The sequence below is a fragment of the Rhizobium acaciae genome (assembly GCF_025941625.1).
In the GTDB taxonomy this organism is placed as follows: Bacteria; Pseudomonadota; Alphaproteobacteria; order Rhizobiales; family Rhizobiaceae; genus Rhizobium; species Rhizobium acaciae.
Genome location: NZ_JAPCZO010000042.1, coordinates 1 through 21,612 on the forward strand (window position 1 = coordinate 1; position 21,612 = coordinate 21,612).

The following is a 21,612-nucleotide window of genomic DNA, read 5'->3' on the forward strand; positions in this document are numbered from 1 at the left end:
GTATGCCGCGCCAAAATGCGCAGCGATTTTGGGACAACGTGCATGAAGACAAGCGCTAACACGCCAACCCGATCTGTCCGCCTGCTTCGTCTAACGATCAACTCGCACTGTCATCAAACACAAAACCCGCCGGCGGCGGGTTCTGTCGAGGCTTTCAGCCGTTCCGTGTTTTATCGCGGCGCGCCTCAGGCGAGACCCGCCCCCTCGGCATAAGCCTCCAGCGCCTTCCGATTGAGAATGCGGATTTTGCCCTGTGTCCCGTCGACCACTTTGCTCTCGCGCAAGCGCCGCAGGCACTGGTTGACCTTTTCACGCGACGCCGGCAGTGTCGCCGCCAGCTCATGCTGGGAGATGATCAGCTCGTCGCCGCTATTTTGCGCATCCATCCTGTAGAGGGCAGAAAGACGCAGCAGTGTCCGGGCCAGTCTCTGTCTTAGACTCGATCCGGCATTGGAAATGATCCGCAGTTCGAGTTCGGAAACACGTGCCAGCGCCTTCGACAGGATCTTCACCTGAAATTGCGGATCGTTCGCACACAGGTCCCGCAGCAACCGACCGTCGAAGTAATGCAGTTCGCAATCCGACGAGGCCCGATATTCCAGGCTGAGAGACTGCTTGCGGAGCACCTCCAATTCGCCGATCAAGCCGCCTTTCGGAACGATTTCCACGATGAACTCTCGTCCATCGGCAAGCGGGGTGCTTGCGCTCACCATTCCGCGCTGTACGCGGGCGAACATGTCGAGGACGACGCCGGCGCCGGCAATAATCTCACCGCGGCGAAACTTTCGAATACTCGAGCGGCAAAACGGGAACTCGTGATCCAAATCCGCCCGGCCGTCGTAAACAATAGCTGCAGACCCGAAAGTAACCGCTTCGCTTGTTCGCGCTGCGTTTCCTCTAGTCCTGTTGTCTCTGGTGCTGATCGCCCCGTCCATACGCACAACTCCACGCAGACTAAATAACTTATTATCTGGAGCGACATTCGTAGTAGGTTAACTTAGAAAGTCAAACAATAATAAAATAAAAACTTCGTGTTCAAACTATACACCATTATGAATAATCCTCATGTTTATATATCATAAAATTCATATTGAATTCTATCGTAGACAAGTCTTTGAGGCTGCATGACGATTTTTATACAATTTGTGACAATTGCTTATCCACAGAATACATCCAACAAGTATAATAATAACACCGAATTTTAAACTAAAACTAAATAACATTCGCGCTATATATTCAAAAGCAAAGGTAATATTTTTAATATTCGCAAGAATTTCTTTGGATTATAAAGAATTTATTCATGACTATGACCTCGGTCACAGACATCAAACTTGCGTTGAAACAAAGCTTTGGCCGTAATTTCTGGAATTCATCTAACGGAGACGCGGGTGGCGGGAAAAAATCAGGGCATCAACCCAACCGGACCGTGGCGGGATTTCGCCAGGGCTCGACAGGAAAGGCGTCCATTCAATTCGTCACGACCCCGTCTGATCAGTAGAATTCTGAAGCGCGCATTGGACATCGTCGTTGCGACAAGTTTCTTATTCTTTCTGTCGCCGCTCCTTCTGTCGGCGGCAGTCATCGTCTCGCTAAGTGATTGGGGCCCTGTTTTCAATTCTCAGCGCAAGATCGGTTATAAGGGAAAAGAGTTTGGTTGCCTCAAGTTTCGGACGACAGGATCCGACGCAACGACCGACGCGCAGGTCACGGTCGTCGGCGATGTTTTGAGGCGATCGAGCCTCGACAAGCTTCCGCAATTGATCAACGTGTTGTTGGGTCAAATGAGCCTCGTCGGGCCTCGCGCCATTACCAAGGAAGAGTTGCCACGTTACGGTGAACATGCCTATGCCTACATGGCCGTCCGTCCCGGCCTGACCGGCCATTGGCAAACCAGCGGGCACAACGATGTCAGCTATCGGAACGGAATTTCCCTCGACGTCGAATACTTGTCCAAATGGACGCTCACGCTGGATTTCGTGATCATGGCAAAAACGCTCTCGGCGCTGCTTTCCCGGCACGCACTGCTGCCCAAAGTCGATTCCTAAAGCATGTCGCGCAAAACCAGAGACCACGGCGTGGCAAGCGAATCTAAAAGGTCGCGACGCGCTTTACACCTGACATAACACAACCGAGCATCCTGCCGCCTCGGCCATGTCATTACCCATGAGGACGCTTGCCTGTGAGATGGGAGCGCTCAGCAATGGAGTTCTTTTTCCGGCGCTTTTGAATATGCCACAAGGAGAAGGCGAATAGACCCACCAGATAACATATCTCCATCAATACAAGCACTTCGACGCAAGAAACGACCGCCTCCGTCAAGGAGGAACCTTTCAGCATGATCACGCCGCCCAGGGCCGTGACCACCAGAAATGCAAAGATTGCAAAGGCCGAGGCGCGAATGGTCGCTCCGGCGGCGATAGAGACGGCAACCACGACGAGCGTGCTCTTCAGCATTATTCTGATCCTCTCTTCACACCTCCTTCAAGCCACCGTCAGCCCTCGATGACATGACAAAACCCAAAGTCGCAACGAAGTCCGATCAAAGTATTTTACCTACTACGGTTAAAATATTGCTAATGGCGGCCCAGCAACTCGACGGAACAACGTCGGAGAATATTCGACTATTCATCCGCCGGGGCTGCTCTACCGGCTAGACCCAAGAAATCCTTGGATATTGCGGCCAGAAGGATTTAGGTATTGGAGGCTTATACAGGAGCGGGCAATGCAGCTGCGGCGTTCTCTCGCCGAACTGAACGTTCATTTGTTTGTTCCTGAAAAGATGAATTTGGCCATAGGCTTACGCTCGAGCGCATATGCGCCGGCAACGAACAGGCCTATGCTCCTCCGGCAAGCGTGACATCGACCGCATCAAGGTTGCGCAGCAGCCTACGGAAAACTCGGCCCCTACGATGGACCCGGATATTTATCTGAGGTGATCGGTCAGGCAACAACGAAACAGGGCCGCGCTATGGCGAGCCCTGCTGATGTCCTTGCCGGTTGAGCACCTGCGATGGAATTGCCAGCCTCGAGGCCGACATCGACAAACCTATTTCGACACCGCGCCGGCCAGTTGCCGTTTTACACCGCGTTGGAGACTGAGGTTTTCCAGCCAGGTGACTTGTTTCCTCAATTTCAACGCCGGCTTTTCGATAAATCTCCACGAGAAGGCGGCAAAGCAAGCGGCAACAATGCTGCAGACGATGCCGTTCAACCACCAGTTATGCGCCCAGGGGCCAAGCGCTACGAACGCCTGTTGGATCGGATAGCCATAGAGGAAGACGCCGTAGGAGTAGTCGGCCCCACGCAGGACGCCGAGCTTGCGGGGCGAGGTAAGACCAAGGAAGACCGTGACATATCCCATGGCCGGAATGGCAATGAAGTCCCCAAAGGAGGTGAACCAGTAGGCCCACAATATCATTGCCACAGAGGCGAGGAAAATTCGGATATCCCACAGAACCTTGTCCCTGTAGAGATAGAAGGTCACCCCCACAAGAAAAGCACAAATGAGCAGATTGCCCGACGCGGTCGTCGGCATGGTTGCCCAATCGCTTTCGTGTTTCCAATATCTTGCAATACCGAAGGCAATGATCAACGCCGGCGTGGCGATGAGGGCAATCACCCGCCGCCTGACCACGCCGAGCAGGAAGAGAACGGCGATCGCGGCATAGCACTCAAGCTCGAAGGGCACCGTCCAGAGCTGCCCGTTCACCATTGCGGCGTCAGGATTATCCAGGAATACCCCGGGGAGATTGAAGTGAATGTGCCCTGTGACATTCATCAGATATGTAAAGAACTGAGGATCGGTGAAATAGTCACGCAGGTCATACTCAGTGTAGATCGCTCCGAGTATAAAGGCAGCCAACAATACCTCTACCGCGAGAGCGGGGTAGATCCGGATAAATCGATTGCCGAGAAAGGAGATCAATGTCTTCGATCGTTCAAGACTGCCAGCCACCAGGAACCCGCTCAGGACAAAGAACATGGGCAGCACTGATTTGATAAAAGGACGGAATGGCGACTCCCAAAGAAACAGGTCGTCGCCATAGGTGACACGGGCCGTGTGTATCCAAAGCACTGAAAAGGCTAACAGTAATCGCATATAGTCGAATCCTGTCGGTCGCCCGTTCGCTAGATCAAGCTTTTCGCCGAGAACCATCTGTGCCCCTTTCAGAAGTATTGACTCGATTTGGAATGGCAAGCCGTTGCCGCAGAGCGGCGGTGGCATCATTGCCGGGTCGGGGCTGCGTGTCAGTGACCACAGGTACATCAGGTAAAAATTGAACGAGAGAGCAGCCCTCTCCGAAGACGCGTCTCTGACCATCAACCCATGGCCCTGTGCTTCCCGAGGGCCATGCGACGGTCGGAGTTGGAATCCAGATGATCGGGCGGCGGATTGGATGAGGAGACTATGAAATTTCTGGCCACCCTGTTTTGTATTGTTCTCGCCCTTATCGGATTGGCGCTGATCGGAGGCGGCGCCTGGCTGCTGCGCCTCGGCGGCTCGCCCTATTACGCGATCGTCGGGCTGGCCTATCTGGTTGCCGCGCTTCTGCTGTGGCGCCGGAAGACGCCAGGCGCACTCATCGTCCTGCTTGTCGCCGTTTTCACCCTTCCCTGGGCGCTATGGGAGTCGGGTCTCAATTTCTGGGCGCTGTTTGCCCGCTTGATGTCCCCCATCGCGCTGGCGGGTTTTGCTCTTCTCTTTGCACCATCGCTTTCCCCGGCCGCCAACCGGAAGCTCTTTTATGGCGGCGCCGTGGTGACCGCTCTCATCTTTGTCGCGGGTTTCGGTCTTAGTTTCGCTCCGCATGGGGTCATCCGCCCCTCCGCCGACATCACCGCCTATAAAACCGCCAAGGGCGACAACTCTGCCTCCGATTGGACATCCTACGGCCGCACCACGGCAGGAGATCGTTATTCCCGATTCGATCAGATCAACCGCGGCAATGTTTCCAAGCTCGATCTCGCCTGGACATATCGCACCGGAAAAGGCGATGGCGCCGATCAGAACACGCCTCTGCAGATCGGCGATACGATCTACACCTGCACGCCGACAGATGTGATCGCAGCGCTCGATGCAGATACCGGCAAACCCCGCTGGACTTTCGATCCCAAGGCGACGGCGCCTTATTGGCAACGCTGCCGCGGCCTCGGATACTACAAGATGCCGATGGAAGCCCAGTCCGCCGATGGTCTTTGCAATGAGCGCCTGGTGCAGACGACGATCGATGCCCGTCTCCTGGCGATCGACAGCAAGACCGGCGCGCCCTGCAAGGACTTCGGAGACAATGGCACCGTGCAGCTTTCCCAGGGCATGGGCGAAGTCAAGACGGGCTATTATTTCCAGACATCGGCGCCGCTGATTGCCCGCAACCTGATCGTCGTCGGAGGCTGGGTCACGGACAATCAGGAGGTCGGCGAACCCTCTGGCGTCATCCGTGCATTCAACGTCGTCACCGGCGATCTCGAATGGGCATGGGATCTCGGCAACCCGGAGATCACCAAACTCCCACCGGAGGGCCAGACTTATACGCGGGCCACGCCCAACATGTGGACGACGGCCGCATTCGACGACAAGCTTGGCCTTATCTATGCACCGCTCGGCAATACCACGCCGGATTATTACGGCGTCAATCGCCCTGCCTTCGCCGATCAATACAATGCGACATTGGTGGCACTCGATGTGACGACGGGTCGGGAGAAATGGAAATTCCAGACCGTGCATCACGACATCTGGGACTATGATCTGCCGGCCCAACCGGTCCTGATCGACCTGCCTGACGGCAATGGCGTCACTGTGCCTGCTCTGCTGCAGACCACCAAACGCGGCCAGCTTTTTCTCCTCGACCGCCGAACCGGCACACCGCTTGCCGAAGTTCAGGAGAAGCCGGTGCCGCAGCAAGGCGGCGTGCCGGAAGAGAAACTCTCCCCGACGCAGCCCTACTCCGTCGGCATGCCGACAATCGGTGCGGAGCGCGTGACGGAGCAGACGGCCTGGGGCCTGACGATGTTCGATCAACTGGCATGCCGCATCGCCTTCCGCAGGATGCGCTATGACGGCGATTTCACCCCGATCGGCACGCAATATGCGATCCAGCAGCCGGGAAATCTGGGTGGTCTCAACTGGGGAAGCGTATCGGTCGATCTGCCCAATAGCAGGGTCTTCATGAACGATATCCGCGTCCCCAGTCTCTTCGCACTCATCCCACGCGAGGAGTATGTCGACTTTGCCCTCACCACGACCGCGCACGGCCCCTCCGCCCCGCAGCGCGGTACGCCTTACGCCATGGCTACCGAGATGTGGACATCGAGGCTCCGCGTTCCCTGCACCCAACCGCCCTTCGGCACCGTCACTGCAGTGGATCTGAAGACGCGCAAGATCGCGTGGCAGGTTCCGGCCGGCACAGCCGAAGAACTCGGGCCGTTCAAGATCAAAACCAAGCTGCCTATGCCGATGGGCCTGCCGAGCTATGCCGGTACTTCCGCGACCGCCGGCGGCGTCGTCTTCTTCGCTGGCTTCCAGGACTATTATATCCGCGCCTATGATGCCGAGAACGGTACAGAACTCTGGAAATATCCCCTGCCGGTCGGTTCGAGCGCGACGCCCATGACCTATGTCTCGCCAAAAACAGGTAAGCAATATGTCCTGATATCAGTTGGCGGCGCACCCTATTCGAAGGATATCGGCGACTACGTCCTCGCCTTCTCTTTGAAGAGCCTAGATTAGCGAGGGATCTGCGTGATGGAACGGCTTGGATCGAAGGCTCGCGAAAGCAGCGCGTATCCTGGGTATTCCGCTTGATGTAAGACTTCGATTCGGTTGCTGCGCGCTATTTCCAACCTCAGCTGCGGTCCGGCACACACCCCCTTGTCAGAGGGCTCTCGTTGGTCATCCAGGAGAACCTTGGTTGGCTTGGCCCGATTTGCGCAGAGGTTTGTAGTCCCTGAAGCCACCAGCGGAATGCACGGCAATTACTTCGCCTATCCTTTCGCGCCCTGTGACCACTCGCTCTTCTCCCGCTACTGGATGATCGCGGCTTCCGAAGGCAGCGGCGAGACTGGTGGAAGTTGCTCCTGGCGGCTCGTACTCTGCACCTGCCGACGGAGGCGGAGATGAACGGCGTATTCGGAGACCAGTAGATGCGCCACGCCTTCATCTCGTCCCGTTAGCGGCGATGGCCGTGATGTCCGGTCTTGCTGTTCGTGAGACCCCCCACGTGGCCCCACACCGCGATGTCGTGTGAAACACGGGCTATCCCGGTCAGCCACACCATCAGGCAAAATAGAGACAGGTTGGACATCGTCGCATCTTCTCAAGTCCTTTCCTCAGTGAGCGGTATAGGCCCCGTCCACCAAATAGTGCATCCCAGTGATGAAGCTGGCCTGCCCGGACAGGAGGAAACACACAAGAGTCGCGACCTCTTCCGGTTGTCCACGCCTGCCCATTGGTTGAAGCGATGCCATGCGTCGCGTACTCGCCGCCTCAAGATGCTCTGACAAAAGTGGCGTTTCGATCCAGCCGGGACCGACAGCATTTATGCGGATACCCAGCCTCGCATACTCCATCGCAGCGACTTTCGTCAGTCCAACAACCCCGTGCTTGGCTGCTGTGTATGCCGCCGCGGTGGGTAGTCCAACGGTCCCGAGAGTGGAAGACATATTGACAATTGCACCGCCGCCTAATTTCAACATCGCACCAATTTCGGACTTCATGCAATAGAAAACGCCGTTCAGATTGACGTTCATCACCTTGTGCCAATTGTCGAGCGGATAGTCCGCGACCGCTGCGCGCATCCCATCGATTCCCGCATTATTGACCGCCAGATCCAAACCGCCACACGCCTCGACGGTAAAATCGACAAGTCTCTGCACACTTTCAGTGTCACCGACATCGACGACAAATTCACGGGCGCGGCCTCCCTCTGATCTGATTGCGGCGGCAATCGCGTGTGCTGCGTCAGCATTGATATCGGCGACAACAACCTCCGCACCCTCGTCAGCGAGTTGACGGGAAACGGCGGCACCAATACCGGAGCCCCCACCCGTAACGATCGCGATTTTTCCTTCCAGGCAAAGCTTCATCGTCTCCGTCCCTGTTGATATGCTAATATTCGATCGACGCGATTGTTGATGCAAGGGGTTTCACGGATAAATAGAAGCGCATGGTATTGCGCAGCTTCTGATGTTGCCAGTGTTGGGAACTCATCTTCCACAGAGTTGAGTGTGTTTATCAAAAGATGTCGCAATCTAATTTGGAATGAACGGGATCGACGGAGTTACTTGGCAGGTGGAAATGGACAAACAGCATATTACACGCCGGGGGCTCGTCCTGGGGAGCCTGGCCCTAATGCTTCCTGGATGTACTTCGGGCGATGGGCCGCCACTGGGCTACCGATTCGCGAGGGATCCGGATGCCGATCCCCGCTATCGACGACGGGAGGTCGCGTATACGGGGAGTGAGCCGCCCGGCACTATCGTCGTCGATACGGCGAACCGTTACCTCTACTTCGTGGAGGCGGAGGGACTGGCGACTCGCTATGGCGTCGCCGTCGGAGAGGCAGGGTTGAGTTTCAAAGGCGAGGCCACCATTGGCCGAAAGGCAGAGTGGCCTTCGTGGAAGCCCACCAACGATATGATTCAGCGCAAGCCCCGGCTGGCGCAATATGCCGATGGGATTCCGGGAGGGCCACTCAACCCCTTGGTGCAGCGGCCCTCTATCTCTACCAAAACGGACAAGATACCTTGTTCCGGTTGCATGGAACGAATGCTCCCTGGTCGATAGGCCGTGCCGTTTCGAATGGGTGTATTCGCCTGACGAACGCAAACATCATCGAACTCTATGCTCGAGCTCGTGTAGGTACACGCGTCGTGGTCATCTGACGGCGTTTACCATTTGAAATCGGAGGGTTGGTCATGTCAGTATGTATCTGCTAATGTAGATTCGTTGCATGTTGCATCATAACCGCCCTATTCAGGGTGCTGATTGTCGCTAAACTTTAGGTGTAGCCTTCGAAAAGCTATCCCATGATGAGGAGAGGACTTCATGATGACCAGAATACTAGTCGTGATCGTTGCAATGTTTGCGGTGGCCAATCTGAGTGCCTGTGGGTCGATTGGCAAAGGCAAGGGGAAGGCCCCACCGCCGGCGGAAGCAGTCTACAAGTAGCATATCGCGATCGACTCTGAGGAAGGGTCCACAGACCCTTCCTATTTTTGCGGCATAACCGGCAAGCTTGTGCTCCCTTTCCAACCCACAAGTGCATGGTGCGGTATTTTATATGCTAACTTCGGGCTCGCATTCGTCAGGGCCTGCATATGGAGCTTGGTGATGGCGCTTGGAAGAGGCGGTGTGTCGCTAATTGTTATGTTGGCGTTCGTGGCATCGTCATGCCAGACAGACGACAAAAGACCTTTACCGCATTATACGTCCAATGGCAGAGGCGTAGCTCCAACCAATGCGGCTGAAAACAAATCGAATCGGTATTTCATCGAATTTCGCTCACGTTATGCTCTAACCTACGGACACACCTACGTCGTTTTTGGGCGAGCGGATAAGAACGGAAATATGATCAATCCCCAAGTCGCAGGACTTGCCCCAGCTTCTCCCGATGCCGCCCAATATGTAATAGGCCACTTCATACCAGTTCCAGCCTCGACCGGAGCAACGGATGGCGACCTGGAAGAGCAGTACAGGTCGGCAAGCTGGCGTGTGATGCTGACTGATGGTGAATATAACGACACAGTTGCATATATACGCAAACTGCAGGCAAAATCTCGTCTCTGGGAGGCAACGGTTTACAATTGCAACGCCTTTGTGGCGGATATTGCCCGGCACATGGGTTATAAGGCGCCCGGCATTTGGCTAAGGCCACAACAATTTATTGCAACTCTCCGGGAGATGAATACAGGTTGATTGCGCGGGCATCCAAATCATGCGTTGGCGATCGCGGAAAAGGCAGATCATAGAAAGGTTCTGGTGACTTGATTTGAACTTAACAGCAGCCGCCGTCGGCGAGATCGTCTGGGTTCTTGGAATTGTTGCATGGTGCATCATTCGATACCCGTTTGAGCGGCGCGCAAAGCGAGTACCGGTCGTCAGTAACCGCCGTAGCGGCTCGGAGGTGCTCGGCCTGGCTGCAGCTCTCGGCGGGCTTGCGATCGTGCCAGGATTTTACGTTGCGACCGGCATCCCTGAAGCGGCCGACTATATACCCCGTTTATGGGTCATCCTGATCGGGGGAATACTCTTCTGGGCTGCAATGTGGGTTTTTCGAAGGACCCACAAGGAATTAGGACGAAACTGGTCTATTACGCTGGAGATCCGCCAGCAGCACGAATTGATATGCGCTGGCCCGTATTCCCTAGTCCGCCACCCGATGTACACGTCGTTCCTTCTGATGGGGCTTTCACAAGCGTTTCTGCTGCCGAACTGGGTGGCGGGCATGGCGGGCCTGATCGGCTTCGCCGTTCTATTCTTCCTAAGGGTGAACAAGGAAGAGCGTATGATGCTGGAAGTTTTCGGCCCACGGTACCGCGCGTATATGGCGAAGACCAAGCGCATCATCCCTTATCTTTACTAGAGGTGGAAAGATGAGAGGCCGAACGATCAAGCTTTCGGCATCGCGACGCCTTGTCGGAGATCTGATGAGATTCTCGATCGGGGTGCCACGTGTGACGGTTCAGCGGCAAATGAACCTTCGGCCGCTCCTGGATGCCAGAGACGGACCGGATAGCCGCCCGTCCTGGACAGTGCTTTTTTTAAAGGGATACGCTCTGCTCTCTCAAGAGATCCCCGAATTGCGGCGCGCTTACATCAAGCTTCCGTGGCCACAGCTCTATGAATATCCAGCCAGTGTCGCCTCCATTGCCCATGAGCGCGAGCATGACGGAGAACGGGTCGTTCTGCTGAGCACCATCAAAGGTCCCGAGCAACGCTCAATCACCGAGCTGGGGACGCTGATCCGTTCAGCGAGGTCACTTCCGGTTCTGGAGATCAAGGAGTTTCGGCGCTCTCTGGAGCTTGCTCGCGCACCTGCCCCTGTGAGGTGGCTGCTCATGTGGCTCGGACTCAATATAGGACGGAAGCGAGCGCGCTATTTCGGCACCTTCCAACTGTCTGTCTATTCGGGTCTCGGAGCGGAGTCTCTCAACCCTCTCAGTCCGTTGACCACACTTTTCAACTACGGCCCGATCGGCGAGGATGGATCGGTTACTGTCCGCATTCACTACGACCATAGGGTTATGGATGGAGCGAACGTGGCACGGGCATTGGAACGATTCGAAAGGATCTTGAACGGCGAGGTCACCGACGAAGTAAAAAGCCTCGTCCAGAGGGGAGCCGCGACCATCATGACGTCGGTAGGACCATCGAAGTGACCCCGCACAACGAGTTCCGTTCGGCTGTCGTCGTGGTTGGCGGTTCCCGCGGCATTGGACGAGCAATCGCAAAGGTTGCCGCACGCGACCGCAACGTCGTCGTGCTCATCGCGCGCTCGCCTGGAGGCCTCACCGCTGCGGCGGCCGAGGTACAGCAGGCCGGCGGTGAAGCCCTCACGCTGGAACTGGATCTGCTTGCAGCCGACGCATCCGAGCGTCTTGAGGCTTTTCTAACCGCCAATGATTTGGTCTGCGGCGTGCTGGTCAACAGTGCCGGGTATGGCCTGCGAGGCGCAGCGACACTACTCCCCCTCAACGATCAGCTTGGGATCGTCGATCTCAATATACGCGCCCTGACGGACTTGACCCTTCGCTTCCTGCCCGGAATGCTTGCGCGCGGACGTGGCGGCGTGATCAATCTCGGTTCCATAGCGGGTTTGTTTCCCGGGCCATATATGGCGTTGTACTACGCAAGCAAGGGTTTCGTGCACTCTTTTTCGGACGCGCTCCATCAGGAAGTGCGCCGCTTTGGCGTTACGGTGACATGTGTCGCGCCCGGACCGGTGTCTACCGAATTCCTCGAAAAGGCTGGCGCGAACCGGGCGGCTCTCTTCAAGATATTGCCCAAGCTGGACGCTGAATATGTGGCTGAGCGGGCTTGGAGCGGTTTCAACTCGGGCCGTCGCCGCGTTGTTCCTGGCTTTTCAGCCAAGTTGCTCACCCTTGTCGCATTCTTGCCGACCGCAGCTATCCTCCCCCTGATCGGTCGCCTGCAGCGCAGAAGCAAAGATCCATAACCTTGCGGTTCAGGGTATAACCTTGAGATATGTTGCCATAGCCGGTCTCCGGCGTGGTGCAAGCCGATACCGAGCGCGGCGGACTGAAACTACGGAGGCCTGTAATCTCAATATTTATAGGCGACCTCCGAAGCGCGGATCCGCTTTGCGTCACATCCGGAGTCGGCGAAGGTACCACGCGGGCCTGGCAACGCGCCAACCGGACAGGATGCAAACGTCTATCGTGACCACCGGGCTATGATTTCGTCGGTATTTGCCAGCACCTTGCGGACTGCGTTGCGCGCCATGTTCGGTCGCTGCAATCGGATGCTTTTCTCAATATTTTCATGAAGTTTCAGCGCATATCGCAAATTGTCTTCCTCCCGCGTCACATGGGCGAAGAGGTGGTTCAGCGCCGATTCGATCAAGACGCCGAGCGGCACCAGCAGATCATTTCCGGAGGCGCGCAAGATCGCGATGTGAAATCGCGTATCGGATTCTGTCCGCTGTTGGAGCGATGTCGCCTGATCCATGTCATGCAGGGCCTGACTGATCGCGGTCATCTGCTCCTCAGTTCGGCGCTCCGCTGCAAGTGCAGTCGCTTCCGGCTCGATCATATGCCTGAGTTCTTGCACCGCCCTCAGAAAGGATTCGCGATCAGGAGATGCCGCATACCAGCCCAAGACATCTCGATCCAGAAGGTTCCAGCGCTCCCTGGGTTCGACCCAGCTGCCGATTTTCGGGCGGGAAGAAAGCAAGCCCTTGGCCATCAACATCTTGATCGCTTCGCGCACCGCCGATCGGCTGACGTCAAAGACTTCCGACCATTTTGCCTCATTCGGCAGGATCGTGCCCGGCGGATAGTCGCCGCGCACGATTCGCAGACCGATCTCGCCTGCCAAAGACACATGAACACTCGCCCCAGTCATGCGGGGAGAATTTGGGCGCCTTGTGGTGGCCGTGCGGTCAACCATCACCACCTCGACCGCAGCCGTTGGCTTTCCCGATTTTTTGTCAGGCATTTATTTCTACTGCCTCAGCATTCTTTCGACTGTCTGCACGTATGATCAAAACAATCGTAATAACGAGGAAGTCGCCTGCGATTGACGCCGGCACAAAGCGCGGAATTCAGGGCGCGTCAAGCCCAGCGGATCTCTCGATCCGTCTCGTAAGGACAGTCGGCGCACCCTTGAACCGGGTGCGCCAAACCGTGAACCTACTTTTGGATGCAGGTGTCGACTGTATCCTTCGTGCACTCATCGAGACCGGTGAAGACCGGATCTTCAACCGGCTTGCCGGCAATCAGATCCATCATCACCGACGGTGCCTTGTAGCCCATCTCGAACGGTCGTTGGCCGACGAGCGCCGTGACCAGTCCTTCCTTCGCAATGGCGACCTCGTCGCCGATCGTGTCGGCGGCACCAATGACGAAATCGTTGCTGGCGATCTTGTCGGCCATCGGCTTGAACAGGTCGCGATAGGGTTGCGGTGCACCGAACAATGGCCAGCCACCCATAATGCCGAATGCGTCCAAGTCGGGATTGGCCGCGAGGATATCGGTCATTGCCTGAACGCCCTTGGCACCATCGTCATTGGTGAACACCGGGCAACCGGCGACCTCGGTCCAGCCACCCTCGCCTTTCAGCTCGGTCAAGCCTTTCTGGCCAGTAAGCGTGTCGCGCATTCCTTGTGCGCGGCGTAGAATATTGTCCGCTCCCGGATTGCCTTCGATCGTGCAGATCTTGCCGCCCTTCGGCTTGCCCTTCTTGATGTATTCGCCGATGCGTGCGCCCATCAGATAGTTGTCGGTGCCGAGATAGGTCTTGCGCAACGCTGCATCCTCGGCGGCAAGATCGGCATCGAGCGTCATCACCGGAACCGTCGGATTGGCGGTCTTCAGGGTCTGGGCGATAAGCTTTGCATTTGACGGCGAGATTGCGATTGCAGCCGTGTCTGCCTTGCCCAACATATCCTGAACGATCTGCGCTTCGCCGGCTTCATCGGATGTCGATGCCGGACCGGTGTAGAAGCATTCGTATTCCGCCGTGGGGTTCTCCTTGTTCCATTTCTGGCAACCTTGATTGATTGCTTCGAAGAACGGATTGTCGAGGCCTTTGACGACGATGACGAGTTGCTTTTTGGCCAAGGCTTGCCCGGCGGTCAGTGCTAAAACTGCGGCTGTAAGTAGTAATGCCTTCCTCATAGTTTCCTCCCTTGAAACAGACGGACACCGCGTGCCCGCCACACGAAATCAACCCGGATACCAGACGATGCGAGGCTCCTCCTTTGAACGCTCGTATTGCCAGGCCGAGTCGATAAGCATTTCGAGATTGTAATTTGGCTGCCAATCCAGCAGGTATTTCGCCTTGCTGTTGTCCATCCAATTGGAATGGAAGCGGCTCGGTATGTCGACAGAGCCGAGATTGCGCGTGCGCAGGAGATAGGCGGCGACTTCAGCATAGTCGACTGGTCGATCCATGCAGATATTGAAGAGCTGCCGCTCCGCCCGCGGGTTGTCGATCGCTGCCAATATTGCCGATACAAGGTCGTCGACATGGACGAAATTGCGCTTCAGTGCACGTCCGTCGGCATCCAAGAGCAGCGGCACCGTACCCATCGCCGCATAGCGCCGTGCCGCTTCTTCCGGAACGAGCGTCTTCCAGTCCGGACCGCCAAAGACGTCGTCTCCAAAAGACAGCGAATACTTAAAATCGTCCTTTTCCATGATCCAGGGCGCGCGCAGACAACAGCCATTGAGGCCGTACTGAATGCCAAACTGCTCCAGCATGACCTCTTCCAGAACCTTGGAGAGCGCATAGCTTCCCGGATAAGCGCAATGGGGGGCGCTCTCGGTGATCGGGCCATTGTGGCGATAGTGGAAATGCCCCACACCCGCATCGCCGCCGATCAGGATGAACTGGCGTGCCGTGACGTTCTGACGGAACTCCTCGAGCAGCCAAAAGAGACCTTTGACCGTGACGTCCATGATGTCTTCAGGCGTTTCCTTGCATGTGGCGAGATGCACGACATGGGTAACGTCATCCAGCGCCTTTGCCACGACATCGCGATCGGCGATCGAGCCGCGGATGACGTCGACACGGTCGGTCGCCTCGTACAAACGATTATGACAAAGCGCACGAATACGGGCTTTGGAAAATCTCGGATCGTCAAGCAGCCCAGCAATGAAGCGCCGCCCGACCTTGCCCGTCGCACCGGTCACAAGGATCAGCATGCTCTTTCTCCCCCATTGATAGCTAATATCCGGGCGCCACTCTCGTCAAATGATATTTGTCTGACAAAACAGATTTTTGCGACAATAAGGTCAATGGCCGGGACAATGAGTTGACGCTGTCGCAGGGTTTTGCGTAAATGCTCCCAATCGCTTTTCCTGGGAGGATACTGGAAAAGTGAACTCGCCGGAGCCTTGCCTTCAAGACAAGCAGGGTTCGGTGCGATGGATAGGCCCGCAGGTTTTGGGAGGCGAGGAGGCTGGTGGCGGTTCTTGAGCTCAGCAATATTTCCAAACATTTCGGTGCCATCCAGGCAGTCAACGATGTTTCGTTTTCGCTCGAAGCCGGGCAGGTTGTCGGCCTCATGGGCGATAACGGCGCTGGCAAGTCCACTTTGGTGAAGATGATCGCCGGCAACTTTCGACCGAGCCATGGAACCATGCGCCTCGATGGCGCTGATCTCGTGCTTCATCGGCCGAAGGAAGCACGCCAGCATGGCATTGAGATCGTTCACCAGGACTTGGCGCTCTGCAACAATCTGACGGCGGCAGCGAACGTGTTCCTCGGTCGGGAATTGCGCCGCGGCGTATGGCCTCTTCGCATCCTCGACCACAAGGCCATGTACAAGCGCGCCGGCGAGATATTTCGCGAGCTCAAATCCGAGACGCGGGCGCGCGATCTCGTCAAGCAAATGTCAGGTGGCCAGCGCCAAGCGGTCGCGATCGGCCGCACGATGCTGTCGGAAGCGAAAATCGTATTGATGGACGAGCCGACCGCAGCCATTTCCGTGCGCCAGGTCGCTGAGGTTCTCAACCTGATCCGCCAATTGCGGGACCGGGGCATTGTCGTTGTCCTGATCAGCCACCGCATGCCCGACGTCTTTTCGGTCGCCGACCGTGTGATCGTGATGCGGCGAGGCAGAAAAGTAGCCGACAAGCAGATTGCGGCAAGTTCGCCGGAGGAAGTGACGGGACTGATTACCGGCGCCATCGAACAGGTGTGATCGATGCTATCCGCTGCAACAGGAAGGAAGAAGGTCGACGATGGCGATTACACTTGACCAAACGATAGGACAGAAGCAACGGAGCTGGCTTGCAACGATCATGAGCGGCCAGACATTCTGGGTGCTGATTGCAGTCATTCTAGCCTGCATTTTTCTGTCGATGGCAACGGACTCCTTTGCGACGGCGAAGAACATCTACAACATCACCCGCAACGTCACCTTCGTCGCCATTATCGCGCTGGGCATGACGCTGGTCATAATCACCGGCGGCATCGATTTGTCCGTTGGCTCCGTACTTTGCCTGTGCAGCATGGTGCTGGCGGTCGTCATGCACGCGGGCTACAGTATTGAAGTCGGCATCGCCGCCTCGATCGGTACGGCTCTTCTGGTCGGCGCTTTCAACGGCGTCTTGATTGCCTATCTCGGCTTCCCGCCTTTCGTCGTCACACTCGGCATGTTGTCGATTGCGCGCAGCCTTGCGATGGTTGCATCAAACAACACTGTGGTTTTTGAGTTCGGACCTGATCACGACAAGCTACTGGCGCTGGGTGGCGGCGCCTGGGTTTTTGGCATCGCCAATCCAGTGCTTTATATGGTGGTGCTGGCACTCATTACCGGTTTTGTGCTGCGCTGGACCAAGTTCGGCCGCTATGTCTTTGCGATCGGCGGCAATGAGCACGCCGCGACACTGACGGGCGTTCCCGTGCCAAGGATCAAGGTCATCGTCTATATGATTTCTGCCCTCTCGGCGGGGGTTGCCGGCATCATTCAAACCGGCTGGCTCGGCGCCGTCACCACAAATATCGGCGCCGGAATGGAACTTCAGGTCATTGCCGCCGCGGTTATCGGCGGCGCCAATCTGGCCGGCGGCGTTGGCACCGCCTTTGGAGCCTTGGTCGGCGCCGCACTCATCGAAATCATCCGCAACAGTCTTGGCCTGCTCGGCATCAACGCGTTCTGGCAGGGCTGCTTTATCGGTGGCGCAATCGTGCTCGCCGTCCTTTTCGACCGGCTTCGCAACTTGCGACAGGGCGAGTAGACGAACCCCGCTCTTCAGAGATTTCTGCGGCTCGCGCCCGCGCCAGGAGCTGCAGTACGTTCAAGCAGTCCAGCCTTGTTCAGTCCGCTTTGTTGTCTGCCCGTTGCCATTGAAAAAGTGCACCTTCGAGACATCGGCGGTGAGCCCTATTTGGTTTCCCGCCTTCATATCACCACCGTCGTGCAGGACGAGGCAATCATGCCCGTCCGGCAGCTTGACGTGGAGCAGCGTTACCGCCCCGGTATATTCACAAAGCCCGACGGTTCCGCGCAGCGTCCCTTCTCGAGGCTCCACGACCGTCAAATGCTCCGGTCTTATCCCGATGGTCTCGGCCGCGGGATCCGCTGCCGTTGCGCCTGTCAGCAAAGGCGCGACACCTGCCGGGAGCAGATTCATTTTTGGGCTTCCGATGAACTGCGCCACGAAGATATTTGCCGGCCGCTCATATAATTCCCGGGGGGAACCGACCTGCTCGACACGGCCGTCGCGCAAAACGACGATCTTGTCGGCGAGCGTCATCGCTTCGATCTGGTCGTGCGTTACATAGATCATCGTCGTGGAGAGCCGCTTGTGCAGCGCGGCGATTTCAGAGCGCATGTGCACGCGCAACTCTGCATCGAGGTTCGACAGCGGTTCGTCGAACAGGAAGACATTGGGATTTCCGACGATGGCCCGGCCGATCGCGACGCGCTGCCGCTGACCGCCGGAAAGCTCGCGGGGGTAGCGATCGAGCAATGCTTCGAGCTTCAACGTGGCGCTTGCTTCATCGACGCGTTTCTGACGCTCCTGTGCCGGAACTTTGCGGACCTTCAGCCCGAAACCCATATTGTCCCGGACGGTCAAATGCGGATAGAGGGCATAGGATTGGAAGACCATGGCAACACCGCGTTTCGAAGCCGGCACTTCGTTGACCACCCGGCCGCCAATCGCAAGTTCACCGCCGCTGAGATATTCCAGCCCCGAAATCAACCGCAGCAAGGTGGACTTGCCGCAGCCTGACGGACCGACGAATACGACGAACTCGCCCGGATCGATCCTGAGATCGACGCCGCGGATGACCTCGACGGCGCCGAAGCGTTTTTCGATGCCTTTAAGCGATACACTGCTCATGAACGAAAATTCCTCATCCCTTCACGCCTGATAGCGCAAAACTTTCGATGATCTGCCGCTGGGCGATCAGATAGACGATCAGGATCGGCACCACGGCAAGGCTGGTAGCGGCAAGCTGCAGGTTCCACAGCGGTAAGCCGTAGCTGTCGTTGAAGTTCGACAAGGCCAAAGGCAGCGTGAACATGTCGAGCGAGCTCAGAAAGATCAGCGGCTCCAGGAACAGGTTCCACGAGAACAGAAAGGTGATGATCGAAACCGCAGCCAGGGCCGGACGCGCCATCGGCAGCGCTATCTTCCACCAAACGCCGAAGCGTGAGAGGCCGTCCATCTTGCCGGCCTCTTCCAGTTCCTTGGGCAGGGCCAGGAAATACTGGCGCATCAGGAACGTTGCCATCACCCCATGAGGGCCGAAGGTGGGCAGCAGGATCAGCGGCCAGTGAGTATCCACCAAACCAAACCAACGCATCAGGAAGAAGTTCGGAATGATCGTCACTTCCTCCGGCACCATGAGCGCCGAGATCAGAAAAAGCATCAGCAGCCCGGCACCGGCAAACCGCATGCGCGCCAGCGCATAGCCGGCCAGCGACGAGATGACCAGGGTGAGCGCCGTCACCACGATCGCGATGTAAAGCGAGTTGAAATACTGCCGCGCGAACGGCTGGTAGGTGAACACTTCGACGAAATTCTGCCAGCGCCAGACGCGCGGAATAAGCGTCGGCGCTCCGAATATCTCGGTCACGCTCTTGAAGCCGGCAGACACCATCCAAACGAATGGGAAAACAAAAGGAATGGCGGCGACCAACAGTGCGATCGTCCAGCAGGTGCGGTAGAGGATCTGGATTTGGCGCTGGGTCACTCCGATCCCTTTCTCCGCAGCATCACCTGTACCAGGGTCAGCGCCATGATCATCACGAACATGATCATCGCGAGCGCCGAGGCATAGCCGACATTGAAGAACTTGAAGCCCTGCTGGTAGATGTAGAAGGCAAGCACCAGTGTGCCGTTTTCCGGGCCGCCACCGGTCATCTGATATATGTGATCGAAGACCTTGAAAGAGCCGATCGTCGTGATGACCATGATGACGAGCGTGGTCGGCGCCAGCAACGGCCAGGTGATCATGCTGAAGATCTGCCGGCGTGAGGCGCCCTCCAGACGCGCTGCCTCTTCATAGTCCCGCGGGATCGCCTGCAGCGCCGCAATGTAGAGGATCATGTTGAGGCCGACCATCTTGATGACGCGGGTGACGATGACCGCCGCCATGGCCCAGCTCGGTTCACGCAGCCAGTTTGGACCGGTGATCCCGACCAGCGCCAACACCTGGTTGATGAAACCGCCTTCTCCCTGCAGCAGAAATTTCCATACGATCGCCCAGGCGATGGCCGAGGTGATGACGGGGGCGAAAAACACCGTGCGAAAGAACACGACCCCGAAAAACGGCCGGGAAAGGGCGAGCGCCAAGGCGAGCGCGAGCGCCATGTTGAGCGGCACGAGACCGATCGCGAAAATAACCGAATTGCGTACCACAAGCCAAAAGTCAGGGTTTTCGAGGAGCGCATTCTGAAAATTGGCAAGGCCTACGAAGGTAGCCTGCTGGCTGAGCAGGTTCCATTCGGTCATTGAATAATAGACCACTGCGCAGAGCGGACCGAGGAAGAAGATGAGGAAGCCGATGAAGGTGGGGCTGACAAACAGCCACGCCTCCATCATCTCTCTCATCTTCAACGTCAGCCAGGTCTTTTGGCCGGTTCGAATGGAGTTATGAACGGTATCGGCCATCTTCGTTCTGATCAAAGCAGCGGCTGGATTGCCGCGCAGATACCCTTGATGGCGGCATCGACATCGGCATCCGGCTTCCACAGGGCATCGACGCGAGGCGCCATAGCGGCAAGGATCTGGGGCGCTTTTTCGTTAGCCGAGACCACCCGGCCCTTTTCTATAGCGGCAGCCACATTCTTCATCATCTCGGGCGGCACGAGCTTGTTGCCATTGATGAATGCATCGGCCTGCAGAACGCTCTTGCGGGCCGGCGGGAAGAACTGCGCCATGGTGGCGACATTTTCCTTGCTGGTCATATGCGCCACGAATTCCGCGGCGATTTCCGTATTCTTGCCTTGGGCGAACACAACAAGACCGGCCTGGCCGATAACGGGTGACTCACCACCTGGGCCGGTGGGCAACGGTGCGATACCCCACTTGAAGCCGGCTTCCGCCATCTTCGAAGCACGGGAAATCTGGTTGACCGTCATCGCCGAATTGCCGGAGAAGTAATCGCCCTGTTCGCCCGGCGGAACGATGGACTTATCCTTGAAGACCATGTCATGCAGCTGCTTGACCGCCTTGACGGCTTCGGGCTTGTCGAAGCCGCATTCCTTGTTCGACCAGATATCGCCACCATAGGCGCGGATTGGCGGCAGAAGGGCATGGGTCATGCGAGAGGCATAGCCTTCGCCATCCTTGAACTCGAATCCCCATTTGCCGGGATTGGCTGCCGCGAGCTTCTTGGAGACTTCCTGGAATTTGTCCATGTTCCATTCGCCCTTGGCGGCGAGCGTCAGCGGGTCTTCCAGTCCGGCTTTGTCGAACATGTCCTTGTTGTAGTAGATCATGAAAGGCGAGGTGGAGAACGGAATGCCGTAGACCGTTTCGTCCTTCTGCCACAGGCCCATGGCCGGCTTCGAGAAATCGTCGAAATCATAGCCTTCCGCCGCCTTCAGCGTCGGGCCGAGATCCATCAGAAGATTGGCGTTTTCGAAAGCCGGAGCGGCATCCTCCATCATCCAGGCTATGTCGGGAGCATTGCCGCCGGCGATCTGGAAGGTCAGTTTCTGCGTGTAGTCGTTGACCGGCACGGTCTCGAACTTCACGTTCACGTCGGGATGCGTGGCTTTGAAGCTCTCCGCAATGCCATTCAGCATCTTCAGATGAGCCTCGCTCCCAGTCCAGACTGTCATGCGGAGATCCGTCGCGAAGACGGCAGACGTCGATATGCACAATGTCAACGCGGATGCTGCGATACCTGCTAATGCGGCCTTCATGGTTTCCTCCCTTTTTGTTGTCGGCAATCAGCCTTCGCCGAAT

The 21,612-nt window shown here is 56.9% G+C and carries 20 protein-coding genes and 1 pseudogene; 10 read left to right on the forward strand and 11 right to left on the reverse strand.

The annotated features are described in order from the left end of the window. Positions 1-185 precede the first annotated feature (185 nt). A complete protein-coding gene (locus tag OLZ32_RS37065) occupies positions 186-935 on the reverse strand; it encodes a Crp/Fnr family transcriptional regulator (protein ID WP_003542505.1) in 750 nt (249 codons plus the stop codon). Between the two features lie 453 nt (positions 936-1,388). Between OLZ32_RS37065 and OLZ32_RS37070 the strand changes: the two genes are divergently transcribed. Continuing rightward, positions 1,389-2,045, forward strand: a complete 657-nt coding sequence (locus OLZ32_RS37070; protein WP_264399483.1) for a sugar transferase — start codon at positions 1,389-1,391, stop codon at positions 2,043-2,045. A gap of 112 nt (positions 2,046-2,157) precedes the next feature. Here OLZ32_RS37070 and OLZ32_RS37075 read toward each other — a convergent pair whose 3' ends face one another. Both OLZ32_RS37075 and OLZ32_RS37080 read right to left on the reverse strand, forming a co-directional pair. Further along, positions 2,158-2,454 (reverse strand): hypothetical protein, encoded by a 297-nt coding sequence (locus OLZ32_RS37075; RefSeq protein WP_264399484.1) that lies wholly within the window; start codon positions 2,452-2,454, stop codon positions 2,158-2,160. Between the two features lie 592 nt (positions 2,455-3,046). Beyond that, positions 3,047-4,267, reverse strand: coding sequence for an acyltransferase family protein (locus tag OLZ32_RS37080; RefSeq protein WP_264399500.1), 1,221 nt, complete (start codon positions 4,265-4,267; stop codon positions 3,047-3,049). Between the two features lie 141 nt (positions 4,268-4,408). On the opposite strand from OLZ32_RS37080, the gene OLZ32_RS37085 reads away from it, so the two are divergent. Further along, positions 4,409-6,727, forward strand: a complete 2,319-nt coding sequence (locus tag OLZ32_RS37085; RefSeq protein WP_264425368.1) for a membrane-bound PQQ-dependent dehydrogenase, glucose/quinate/shikimate family — start codon at positions 4,409-4,411, stop codon at positions 6,725-6,727. A 599-nt stretch (positions 6,728-7,326) separates the two neighbouring features. Here OLZ32_RS37085 and OLZ32_RS37090 read toward each other — a convergent pair. Beyond that, positions 7,327-8,082 (reverse strand): SDR family NAD(P)-dependent oxidoreductase, encoded by a 756-nt coding sequence (locus OLZ32_RS37090; RefSeq protein WP_264399486.1) that lies wholly within the window; start codon positions 8,080-8,082, stop codon positions 7,327-7,329. A gap of 175 nt (positions 8,083-8,257) precedes the next feature. On the opposite strand from OLZ32_RS37090, the pseudogene OLZ32_RS37095 reads away from it, so the two are divergent. The 6 genes and pseudogenes from OLZ32_RS37095 (at position 8,258) to OLZ32_RS37120 (ending at position 12,173) form a co-directional block, all read left to right on the forward strand. Next, a pseudogene (locus OLZ32_RS37095) lies at positions 8,258-8,880 on the forward strand (L,D-transpeptidase). Positions 8,881-9,046: 166 nt separating this feature from the next. Continuing rightward, the gene (locus tag OLZ32_RS37100) at positions 9,047-9,166 is read left to right on the forward strand and encodes a hypothetical protein (RefSeq protein WP_026159997.1); all 120 of its coding nucleotides are present in this window, start codon (positions 9,047-9,049) and stop codon (positions 9,164-9,166) included. Between the two features lie 162 nt (positions 9,167-9,328). Continuing rightward, the gene (locus OLZ32_RS37105) at positions 9,329-9,913 is read left to right on the forward strand and encodes a hypothetical protein (protein ID WP_028743236.1); all 585 of its coding nucleotides are present in this window, start codon (positions 9,329-9,331) and stop codon (positions 9,911-9,913) included. 73 nt (positions 9,914-9,986) lie between these two features. Beyond that, positions 9,987-10,580, forward strand: a complete 594-nt coding sequence (locus OLZ32_RS37110; RefSeq protein WP_003542522.1) for a protein-S-isoprenylcysteine O-methyltransferase — start codon at positions 9,987-9,989, stop codon at positions 10,578-10,580. A 10-nt stretch (positions 10,581-10,590) separates the two neighbouring features. After that, positions 10,591-11,376, forward strand: a complete 786-nt coding sequence (locus tag OLZ32_RS37115; protein WP_003542525.1) for a hypothetical protein — start codon at positions 10,591-10,593, stop codon at positions 11,374-11,376. Continuing rightward, positions 11,373-12,173, forward strand: a complete 801-nt coding sequence (locus OLZ32_RS37120) for an SDR family NAD(P)-dependent oxidoreductase (RefSeq protein ID WP_003542527.1) — start codon at positions 11,373-11,375, stop codon at positions 12,171-12,173. The genes OLZ32_RS37115 and OLZ32_RS37120 overlap by 4 nt, the downstream gene beginning before the upstream one ends. Before the next feature lie 218 nt (positions 12,174-12,391). Here the strand turns inward: OLZ32_RS37120 and OLZ32_RS37125 are convergent, their stop codons facing one another. The 3 genes from OLZ32_RS37125 to OLZ32_RS37135 all read right to left on the reverse strand — a co-directional run bounded on the left by OLZ32_RS37125 (position 12,392) and on the right by OLZ32_RS37135 (position 15,384). Further along, on the reverse strand, positions 12,392-13,174 hold the full coding sequence (locus OLZ32_RS37125) for a FadR/GntR family transcriptional regulator (RefSeq protein ID WP_011653277.1): 783 nt from the start codon (positions 13,172-13,174) through the stop codon (positions 12,392-12,394). A gap of 194 nt (positions 13,175-13,368) precedes the next feature. After that, entirely contained in the window at positions 13,369-14,355 is a 987-nt protein-coding gene (locus tag OLZ32_RS37130; protein WP_003542530.1) for a substrate-binding domain-containing protein, read from the reverse strand. A 48-nt stretch (positions 14,356-14,403) separates the two neighbouring features. Further along, a complete protein-coding gene (locus tag OLZ32_RS37135; protein WP_264425372.1) occupies positions 14,404-15,384 on the reverse strand; it encodes an NAD-dependent epimerase/dehydratase family protein in 981 nt (326 codons plus the stop codon). A gap of 260 nt (positions 15,385-15,644) precedes the next feature. On the opposite strand from OLZ32_RS37135, the gene OLZ32_RS37140 reads away from it, so the two are divergent. Beyond that, positions 15,645-16,385 carry an ATP-binding cassette domain-containing protein gene (locus OLZ32_RS37140; RefSeq protein WP_012758785.1) on the forward strand — a complete coding sequence of 247 codons (741 nt, stop codon included), beginning with the start codon at positions 15,645-15,647 and terminating at the stop codon, positions 16,383-16,385. A 40-nt stretch (positions 16,386-16,425) separates the two neighbouring features. Further along, positions 16,426-17,424, forward strand: a complete 999-nt coding sequence (locus OLZ32_RS37145; protein ID WP_017961842.1) for an ABC transporter permease — start codon at positions 16,426-16,428, stop codon at positions 17,422-17,424. Between the two features lie 60 nt (positions 17,425-17,484). On the opposite strand, the gene OLZ32_RS37150 is transcribed toward OLZ32_RS37145, so the two are convergent. Genes OLZ32_RS37150 through OLZ32_RS37165 form a run of 4 tightly spaced genes read right to left on the reverse strand, consistent with a single transcriptional unit; the run spans position 17,485 to position 21,569 of the window. After that, positions 17,485-18,534, reverse strand: a complete 1,050-nt coding sequence (locus tag OLZ32_RS37150) for an ABC transporter ATP-binding protein (protein WP_264425376.1) — start codon at positions 18,532-18,534, stop codon at positions 17,485-17,487. Between the two features lie 13 nt (positions 18,535-18,547). Continuing rightward, positions 18,548-19,390 (reverse strand): carbohydrate ABC transporter permease, encoded by an 843-nt coding sequence (locus OLZ32_RS37155; RefSeq protein WP_264399492.1) that lies wholly within the window; start codon positions 19,388-19,390, stop codon positions 18,548-18,550. Beyond that, the gene (locus OLZ32_RS37160; RefSeq protein ID WP_129421426.1) at positions 19,387-20,310 is read right to left on the reverse strand and encodes a carbohydrate ABC transporter permease; all 924 of its coding nucleotides are present in this window, start codon (positions 20,308-20,310) and stop codon (positions 19,387-19,389) included. Before OLZ32_RS37160 ends, OLZ32_RS37155 begins: the two co-directional genes overlap by 4 nt. A gap of 11 nt (positions 20,311-20,321) precedes the next feature. Next, entirely contained in the window at positions 20,322-21,569 is a 1,248-nt protein-coding gene (locus OLZ32_RS37165; protein ID WP_319641156.1) for an ABC transporter substrate-binding protein, read from the reverse strand. Between the last annotated feature and the right edge of the window lie 43 nt (positions 21,570-21,612).

What these genes read in the sequence shown, in the direction of transcription:
- OLZ32_RS37160 (WP_129421426.1), bottom strand. Translation starts at nt 20,310, where the DNA reads ATGGCCGATACCGTTCATAACTCCATTCGAACCGGCCAAAAGACCTGG.
- OLZ32_RS37145 (WP_017961842.1), top strand. Translation starts at nt 16,426, where the DNA reads ATGGCGATTACACTTGACCAAACGATAGGACAGAAGCAACGGAGCTGG.
- OLZ32_RS37090 (WP_264399486.1), bottom strand. Translation starts at nt 8,082, where the DNA reads ATGAAGCTTTGCCTGGAAGGAAAAATCGCGATCGTTACGGGTGGGGGC.
- OLZ32_RS37125 (WP_011653277.1), bottom strand. Translation starts at nt 13,174, where the DNA reads ATGCCTGACAAAAAATCGGGAAAGCCAACGGCTGCGGTCGAGGTGGTG.
- OLZ32_RS37075 (WP_264399484.1), bottom strand. Translation starts at nt 2,454, where the DNA reads ATGCTGAAGAGCACGCTCGTCGTGGTTGCCGTCTCTATCGCCGCCGGA.
- OLZ32_RS37130 (WP_003542530.1), bottom strand. Translation starts at nt 14,355, where the DNA reads ATGAGGAAGGCATTACTACTTACAGCCGCAGTTTTAGCACTGACCGCC.
- OLZ32_RS37150 (WP_264425376.1), bottom strand. Translation starts at nt 18,534, where the DNA reads ATGAGCAGTGTATCGCTTAAAGGCATCGAAAAACGCTTCGGCGCCGTC.
- OLZ32_RS37135 (WP_264425372.1), bottom strand. Translation starts at nt 15,384, where the DNA reads ATGCTGATCCTTGTGACCGGTGCGACGGGCAAGGTCGGGCGGCGCTTC.
- OLZ32_RS37085 (WP_264425368.1), top strand. Translation starts at nt 4,409, where the DNA reads ATGAAATTTCTGGCCACCCTGTTTTGTATTGTTCTCGCCCTTATCGGA.
- OLZ32_RS37080 (WP_264399500.1), bottom strand. Translation starts at nt 4,267, where the DNA reads ATGTACCTGTGGTCACTGACACGCAGCCCCGACCCGGCAATGATGCCA.
- OLZ32_RS37115 (WP_003542525.1), top strand. Translation starts at nt 10,591, where the DNA reads ATGAGAGGCCGAACGATCAAGCTTTCGGCATCGCGACGCCTTGTCGGA.
- OLZ32_RS37105 (WP_028743236.1), top strand. Translation starts at nt 9,329, where the DNA reads ATGGCGCTTGGAAGAGGCGGTGTGTCGCTAATTGTTATGTTGGCGTTC.
- OLZ32_RS37100 (WP_026159997.1), top strand. Translation starts at nt 9,047, where the DNA reads ATGACCAGAATACTAGTCGTGATCGTTGCAATGTTTGCGGTGGCCAAT.
- OLZ32_RS37165 (WP_319641156.1), bottom strand. Translation starts at nt 21,569, where the DNA reads ATGAAGGCCGCATTAGCAGGTATCGCAGCATCCGCGTTGACATTGTGC.
- OLZ32_RS37065 (WP_003542505.1), bottom strand. Translation starts at nt 935, where the DNA reads ATGGACGGGGCGATCAGCACCAGAGACAACAGGACTAGAGGAAACGCA.